7 protein-coding genes and 2 pseudogenes are annotated in these 7,611 nt (G+C 42.9%); 7 read left to right on the forward strand and 2 right to left on the reverse strand.

Features of this window, described 5'->3' with window-relative positions; genetic code table 11:
- The 7 genes and pseudogenes from HHA42_RS12750 to HHA42_RS12780 all read left to right on the forward strand — a co-directional run.
- A partial coding sequence (locus HHA42_RS12750) for a transposase (RefSeq protein WP_168526756.1) occupies window positions 1-509 on the forward strand: 509 nt, incomplete at its 5' end.
- A gap of 119 nt (window positions 510-628) precedes the next feature.
- The gene (locus tag HHA42_RS12755; RefSeq protein WP_168526758.1) at window positions 629-1,219 is read left to right on the forward strand and encodes a LemA family protein; all 591 of its coding nucleotides are present in this window, start codon (window positions 629-631) and stop codon (window positions 1,217-1,219) included.
- 19 nt (window positions 1,220-1,238) lie between these two features.
- On the forward strand, window positions 1,239-2,345 hold the full coding sequence (locus HHA42_RS12760) for a TPM domain-containing protein (RefSeq protein WP_168526760.1): 1,107 nt from the start codon (window positions 1,239-1,241) through the stop codon (window positions 2,343-2,345).
- Entirely contained in the window at window positions 2,339-2,899 is a 561-nt protein-coding gene (locus HHA42_RS12765; protein WP_168526762.1) for a TPM domain-containing protein, read from the forward strand. Before HHA42_RS12760 ends, HHA42_RS12765 begins: the two co-directional genes overlap by 7 nt.
- A 585-nt stretch (window positions 2,900-3,484) precedes the next feature.
- Window positions 3,485-3,685: pseudogene (locus tag HHA42_RS13545) on the forward strand (hypothetical protein); the annotation flags it as partial.
- A gap of 3 nt (window positions 3,686-3,688) precedes the next feature.
- Window positions 3,689-5,239, forward strand: a pseudogene (locus tag HHA42_RS12775) (hypothetical protein); the annotation flags it as partial.
- Window positions 5,240-5,242: 3 nt separating this feature from the next.
- A complete protein-coding gene (locus tag HHA42_RS12780) occupies window positions 5,243-5,605 on the forward strand; it encodes a hypothetical protein (RefSeq protein ID WP_168526764.1) in 363 nt (120 codons plus the stop codon).
- Window positions 5,606-5,632: 27 nt separating this feature from the next.
- Here the strand turns inward: HHA42_RS12780 and HHA42_RS12785 are convergent, their stop codons facing one another.
- Complete coding sequence (locus HHA42_RS12785; protein ID WP_168526766.1) at window positions 5,633-7,279, reverse strand: IS66 family transposase; 1,647 nt, start codon at window positions 7,277-7,279, stop codon at window positions 5,633-5,635.
- A gap of 74 nt (window positions 7,280-7,353) precedes the next feature.
- Window positions 7,354-7,611, reverse strand: a 258-nt coding sequence (gene tnpB / locus HHA42_RS12790) for an IS66 family insertion sequence element accessory protein TnpB (RefSeq protein WP_216076816.1), incomplete at its 5' end; no start/stop codon positions are given.

Consider the following 7,611-nt stretch of genomic DNA (forward strand, 5'->3'; position numbering starts at 1 on the left):
GTCAGGTCGCTGAACAGGCATTGGTGCTGATTCAGAAACTGTATGCGATAGAAGCAGAACTCAGGAAAAAGACCGATGGTACGGCAGAACAGCGCCGCGAATACCGACAACAGCATAGTCAACCGGTGATGCAACAACTGTATGAATGGCTTAACCAACATCAACTGACTGTGCCATCGAGTTCTCCAACCGCCAAGGCGATCAATTACACTCTGAAGCGTTGGCCAGCCTTAAGCCGCTATCTGGATGATGGCAATCTACCTATAGATAATAATTGGGTGGAAAACCAGATGCGACCTTGGGCGTTGGGACGTAAGAATTGGCTATTTGCAGGTTCGCTGCGCAGTGGACAGCGAGCGGCAAATATCATGACTTTAATCCAGTCAGCAAAGCTGAATGGGTTGGATCCGTATGCCTATCTCAGTGATGTGCTGAAAAGGCTGCCGACGCATAAAGCGACCCAAATAGAAGAATTACTACCACATCGCTGGAAATCCAACTCAAATTAAAAAATAGGCATGGGGTTCAGCGGACGCTTACGATTAAACAAAATACACAAACAGGTCAGAATTTCACGTTAGAATGAAATCATTTCAAACAAATACAAAGAAAATTTAGAGGTTAATTTATGAATTTCACAAAAAAAACCATGCTCGCGGTGGCTTTAACCAGTACTTTGACATTAAGCGGCTGTGGCTATAACACCTTACAAGTGAAAGATGAAGCCGTAACAGCATCTTGGTCAGAAGTCCAAAACCAATATCAACGCCGTGCCGATTTAGTGCCAAACTTGGTGAATGTGGTCAAAGGCTATGCCAAACATGAAGAACAAGTCTTGACTGAAGTCACTCAGGCACGTGCCAATGTCGCAGGCTTAAAAGTGGATAAGACTGTATTGGAAGACCCTGTGTTATTCCAGAAATATCAGGAAGCACAGGCGCAAATGACCAGTGCCTTATCACGTTTAATTGCGGTGTCAGAAAATTATCCAGACTTAAAAGCCAATGAGCAATTCCGTGATTTACAAGTACAACTAGAAGGCACCGAAAACCGTATTGCAGTGGCGCGTAACCGTTACATCAGCACAGTGCAAGACTTTAACAGTTATGCACGTCAGTTCCCGCAAGTGATGACCGCAAAAGTCATTGGCATGGACACCAAACCAAACTTCAGTGCCGAACAAAGCGCACAAACAGCACCGAAAGTTTCATTTGAATAACGCCTAGGAGGATGTCTGGATGCTGCAATTGCACAGCAAGACCCACATGAGTCTAGCGCAGATGCTGCTGCTGATGGTTGTCATGTGTTTTAGTGGCTTGGCATATAGTGAAGTTGCCACCGCAACCGATGAAACTGCCGAAGCTGTGGTGCTGGGTAAAATTGTGCAGCAACAGCATCCTCAAACTGCCAACCCTATCCCTGATCTTGCAAACTCAGGTCAGACTACATCTGTCACTCGTCAAGCACCTACAGAAACACCTGTTCAGCAACCGCAAATTGCCAATGATATGGCAGAGGGTGAATCCATCCGTGCTTTGCCGACTTTAAATCAACCCGTGGTCGATCAAGCCAATTTGCTGACTGCGGCAGAAAAACAGCAAATCAGCCAGCGGATTTTAAATTTACATCAACAAGCCAAAGCACAAATAGGCGTGGTGATTGTTCCAACCACAGGGCAGGAAGATATTTTTGATTTTGCCATGCGTGTCGCAGAACAATGGCAACTGGGTTCTGCCAAGCAAGACAATGGTTTGCTAATGGCAATTGCAGTTAATGATCGCCGTATTCAGATTTTAACGGGGTATGGTCTAGAAGGCGTGCTGCCTGATATTGTAGTGAGCCGTATTATTAACCAGCGCATTACGCCGTATTTTAAACAAGCCCAATATGCACAAGGCATTGATGCAGGCTTGGCAGAAATCGAACGGATTTTAAACCTAGACCCTGAAGTTGCCGCACAGGCTGCGCAAGAGCTGAAACAACGTCAGGAACAAGCCTTACAAGAACAACAGGCGCGTGAAAAAACCTTGAGCACTGCTTTATTTATTTTAATTGCAGGGGTAATTGGCTCACTGATTGTTGGAAAACGTTTAAGTGCTTCAACCGCTGCCGTAGCAGGTACAGTGGCAGGTTTAGTAAATGGCGCAGGCTTAATCACCAGTTTAATGATTGGCGCAGGAATTTTCTTTTTACTCATTACCGCTATTGCGCAGACCATTTTCCAAATTTTCTTGTCCTCTGCAGGGCGTGGCGGCGGACGCGGCGGCGGTGGCTTTGGTGGAGGCGGCGGCTATAGCGGCGGAGGCGGTGGCTTTGGTGGGGGAGGAGCATCAGGATCATGGTAACAACAACCGATACAACAGAAATTATTACCCAACCCAAAACAGAAATGGTGACGCGACCCTGTTTAAAGCGTTGGCTGAAGCATTTCTTTTATTTACCTGCTACCAAGCGTTTTTTTAATGCACAGGACCAGCATGCCATTGCGGAAGCGGTGACTGCCGCCGAGCATGGGCATGTAGGTGAAATTCAGGTGGTGATTGAAGGTTGTTTACCCTCGCGGTTGGCGTATGTGATAGATACACATACCCGTGCGCGCCAATTATTTGCAGAATTGGGTGTTTGGGACACTGAACTGAACAGCGGGGTTTTACTCTACCTGAATTTGTGTGAGCGCAAAGTGGAAATTGTGATTGACCGTGGCATTAAAACAGCAACCACGCAACAGGTGTGGGATGACGTCTGTGCGCATATTGTGCAGGGTTTGGCACAGCAGCAGTATCGGCAAGCAGTAATCACAGGTGTACAAGAAATTGGTGAAATTTTGGATGTTTTTTATGACCGTCAGTTGCTAGATCAGCAAAATGAATTGAGCAATGCGCCGATTATTTTAGGATAGATTTTTTCTCAATCAATGTCCCTCTCTTTGAAAGATAGGGTAGGGTAGGGTTTGGTCATGATTTTTGCTATAAAACCTTTACTTTTGATATTTTAAAATTCTTGGCTTGTGTCATAGATGGTTTACTCTGTTTAAAGCATAGATGTAGAAAAAAGCTCAAAATTGATTACTACACATAGCTTAAATTTGCTGAAATTTAAATCAAATACATAAAAAAACGGATGATGTAATAATTTAAAGTGTGATCTACTTCTCTAAAAATGACAAAATTTGTTAAGTTGAAATTTTTAATCTGACAATTATTGTCACTTTTTAACAAAAATATACTGCGAAATTTATAGTCTGAATTTTTTTATGTATAAGGTGCTGTTTTTTTGTGAGAATTGTCTATAATAAAAGTTGGCACGTTTAGTGCTAAGTATAAAATAGCTTACAAAGCTTATAATTAAATTAACAAACATTTGTGGAGAATGTTTATGAAGACGATGCAAAAAGGTTTTACCCTTATCGATACTCCATAAGTGTCCATATAAAATGAACAATCCATAAGTAAGTTAATATGGACATAAAAATAATAAATTTGATATGAAGAATCACTATTATCTTTTTCTACTTTTTTCAATCTCCGTTTTTACTCATGCTCAAGAACTAGACTTCATTCAATATTCAGATATTTCATCAATTCCTCAAATTGTTTTGAATCCAAAAATCCAAACAGAACTTCAAACATTGTTAAACCATGATTATCTAAAATTTCAATCTAATTTTGACAATTACTCAGCGCCATAACAGCAGCAATACCCTGACCTTATTCCTGCATTTAATGTCTATAAGCCAATTTTGCATCTGGAAAAAGTCATTGCCAAATTGCGGATACAATCCAACAAAATTGGACCGCAAACCAAACTTATTCCTTCTAGAATTTATATAAATTTAATCAATGGGTTGTCGGAAAAACTAACAGAATTTAACCAAAATGCACCTGCCTTACGGCAATGGTTTCAGCGCATCCTGCAAGATAAGGCTTTTGCCCTGATGCCAAGCGAGTTTAAACGGACACAGCATGGAACGAGTTTTACCGATGCTCGAGATTTGCTTGGTTTAACTGATTTTTTTGAAAATAATAATATTAAAAATCACGCGAATTTAACTCGCTATATCACGTTAATTCAAGGCATGGCTAAGCTTTGGATTCATTTGTTTACTGGTATGCGGGACAATGAAGTGAATCAACTGTCTTATGACTGCTATCAAACTGTTCAGAGTAATGAGCATGTTGTGCATGTATTGATGGGTTATTCCTCTAAACTGCATGGCGGTGGTAATAAATCGACATATTGGATCACGTTTGAAGATATTAAGTCTGGTGTTAATGCTGCGCAAAGTATTGGTGAGATCTATGCATTGCTTAATCCACATTATGATTTTTCTAATCCGTCGGAATATCCCTTATTTCCAACAAGATTTTCTCAAAAATATCGACATAAAAAAAATCTGAATATCGAGAAGGAAACGGATTATGTATCACACTTTAACGGAGCACCTATTCGTTCATATTCGAGTTTTAATCATTACATACCTCGAATCCTGTCTGTTGTTGGTGATGATCTACGAATTTGTGAAGAGGATTTGGCGGAATTAGAAGCTTTCGATGGTTTCCGCAACTGGCGTGAAGAAAAAGACTGTCAAATTGGTCAATATTGGAATATTTGTACCCATCAATTCAGGCGCTCACTGGCTGTGTATGGTGCTCGTTCAGGTGTTATTAGTTTAGGGGCTTTGTCAGTTCAATATAAGCATTTAACCGAAGCAATGACTTTGTATTATCGAGATAATGCTATATTTGCTCCAAATATTTTAGCCGGTGATAGCCAAAAGGAATTTATTCAAGAGCTGGAATATCAGCGTTTAGTGCATTCTTATGCGCAATTTGAAGAGGGTGTGATTAATAGCTCTAGTAAGCTATTTGGTGGTGCAGGAACCTACTTACAGTTGCAAAAAGACCGTGAGCAGTTATTGAAAGTTTTTCCAGATCGGGATGAAACGATTAAGCGCATGAAGAGGGGTGAAATTGCCTATAAGCCTAGCTTGTTTGGCGCATGTACCAACCCTGATTCTTGCGAAAAAATTTCTTTTACGGCTATTACGAGCTGTTTGAGTTGTGCCCATGCTGTGTTTGATGCAACAAGTGCTGAAAAAATACAAAAAGCGGTTCAGCGACTACAACGGCAGCGAGATATGCAAGTACAGAACAGTCTGCTATACGGGCAAATGGACAGTGAGATTTTGGCTTTAAACAAAATGATTCAAAAAATTAAAACGATTAATATTGAGGTGTAAAATATGGGTGCACTTAATGATTATTATGCTGCTTTAGAACGATTAAAGGCCAATAAGCCAATAATTCTGCCAAAAGGTTCTGCGATTAATAACGATACTGTAGCACTGGAAGCAGGACGTAAACGGGGTTCGATTAAGAAGAGCCGTCATGCTGCATTAATTGAGGCTATTGAGCAAGCTGCACAGGCAGCAGGGCAAAATATTCTTTCGCCTGCCCAGCAAATTGAGCAAGCGAAAACTAAGACCAAAGCGGTGAAAAGTGATTATGAGCAGCTGAAAGAAGATTATGAAATACTGCTGGAAAAGTGCAATTCGCTGTTGCTGGAAAATTTTGAGTTAAGGCAACGGCTGGTAGTTCAGACGTAAGCGTCCGCTGAACCCCATGCCTATTTTTTAATTTGAGTTGGATTTCCAGCGATGTGGCAGTAATTCTTCTATTTGGGTCGCTTTATGTGTCGGCAGCCTTTTCAGCACATCACTTAAATAGGCATACGGATCCAGCCCATTCAGCTTTGCTGACTGGATTAAAGTCATGATATTGGCTGCTCGTTGGCCACTGCGCAGCGAACCTGCAAATAGCCAGTTCTTACGTCCCAATGCCCAGGGACGCATTGAGTTCTCTGCCCAGTTATTGTCAATGGGTAGATTGCCATCATCCAGATAGCGGCTTAAGGCTGGCCAACGCTTCAGACTGTAATTGATGGCCTTGGCGGTTGGAGAACTCGATGGCACCGTCAGATAATGTTGGTTGAGCCATTCATACAGTTGTTGCATCACCGGTTGGCTGTGCTGTTGTCGGTATTCGCGGCGGTGTTCTGCTGTACTATCGGTCTTTTTCCTGAGTTCTGCTTCTATCGCATACAGTTTCTGAATCAGCACCAATGCCTGTTCAGCGACCTGACTTTTCCCGGTCACATGCAGTTCATGGAATTTACGACGTGCATGCGCCATGCAGCCCACCTCAATGACCTGGCCTGATTTAAAGCGTGCTTTATAACCACTGTAATCATCACAGACCAGATAGCCCTGCCAGCCTTTCAAGAACTCTTCAGCATGCTGGCCTGAACGACTATCTTGAAAGTCATAGATCACTGCCTGAACTGGATTGTACTGTGTGGTGGCATAGGCCCAGACATAACCTTTCTTCGGTTTTTTCTCATCATCACCCATCCGCATAATGGTGACTGGTGTTTCATCGGCATGGATCACCCGCTGTTGCAGCACCACCTCTTTTAAGGCATTGGCCAGAGGCTCCAGTTCTACACCGCAGCGACCTATCCAGTCAGATAACGTTGATCTAGAAAGCTCGATTCCCGCCCGCTGATAGATCAGACGTTGACGGTACAGCGGTAAATGATCGGCATACTTCGATACCAGCACATGGCTGAGCAGTTCAGGTGAAGCAATGCCTTTATCAATCACATAGGCAGGCATCGCTTGCTGAGTCAGGGTGTCACACTGATCACAGACCCATTTGCCACGCACATGCTGTTCCTTGTAGAACTGTGCCGGTCTGAAATGCAGTTTTTCACTGACATCTTCGCCGATACGACGTAACTGGCAGCCACAACTGCATTGGGTTGATGCAGGTTCATGCTCAATACGGATGGTGTGTAGATGATCTGGCAGCAGTCGACGTTTAGGTTTATTTGCTTTGGCTTTGTGTGTCGCTGCATCGGTTTTATCTGCATTCAGCCGTTCCAGTTCCAGATCAACGGCTGCGATATCCTCTTCGACCGCTTCATCCCAGAGATGGATTTGTTTTGCAGTGAGATGTTCGTTTTTACTGCCGAATTTGTGCTTTTTAAACAGCGCAAGTTCATGCTCGTATTTTTGATTGAGAATGGAAAGATGTTGAACTTGAGCATCTAATTGCTGATTGGATACTTCAAGATGCTGAACTTTGGTATCTAATTGTTGGTTTGATTTTTCTAATTCTTGATTTGATTGTGCCAGAGACTGATGCTGCATTGCCAACTGTCTGGTAAATTCCAGCAGTTGTTCATGGGTCAGTTGGCTTAAATCAGGCAGCGTATTCATGACCGCAGTATGCCTGAGGTCATGAGAAGAATGAAATACAACATTTGGAGAATAGCAGAATGGACCAAGCTAGTTTAGAGCATTGTGACCACTTGCTGTCGTCCAATGCGCTGCCAAGGCAAACCCTGGATCAGTGCCTGTAACTGTTCCGGGCTGAGGGCTACGCTTTCACCCTGGTGAACTTTAGCCCAGTGAAATTTGCCCTGTTCCAGCCGCCGGGCACACAGCCAGATCCCCAGTCCATCATGCACCAGTACTTTCATGCGATGGCCACGTTTATTACAGAACAGGTAAGCACAATGCGGTTTGATGTAGCCAAAGGCTCTCACCAC

Source organism: Acinetobacter sp. A3, assembly GCF_012371415.1.
Taxonomy (GTDB): domain Bacteria; phylum Pseudomonadota; class Gammaproteobacteria; order Pseudomonadales; family Moraxellaceae; genus Acinetobacter.

Coding starts and splice junctions, on each gene's coding strand:
- HHA42_RS12780 (WP_168526764.1), top strand. CDS start 5,243: ATGGGTGCACTTAATGATTATTATGCTGCTTTAGAACGATTAAAGGCC.
- HHA42_RS12755 (WP_168526758.1), top strand. CDS start 629: ATGAATTTCACAAAAAAAACCATGCTCGCGGTGGCTTTAACCAGTACT.
- HHA42_RS12760 (WP_168526760.1), top strand. CDS start 1,239: ATGCTGCAATTGCACAGCAAGACCCACATGAGTCTAGCGCAGATGCTG.
- HHA42_RS12765 (WP_168526762.1), top strand. CDS start 2,339: ATGGTAACAACAACCGATACAACAGAAATTATTACCCAACCCAAAACA.
- HHA42_RS12785 (WP_168526766.1), bottom strand. CDS start 7,279: ATGAATACGCTGCCTGATTTAAGCCAACTGACCCATGAACAACTGCTG.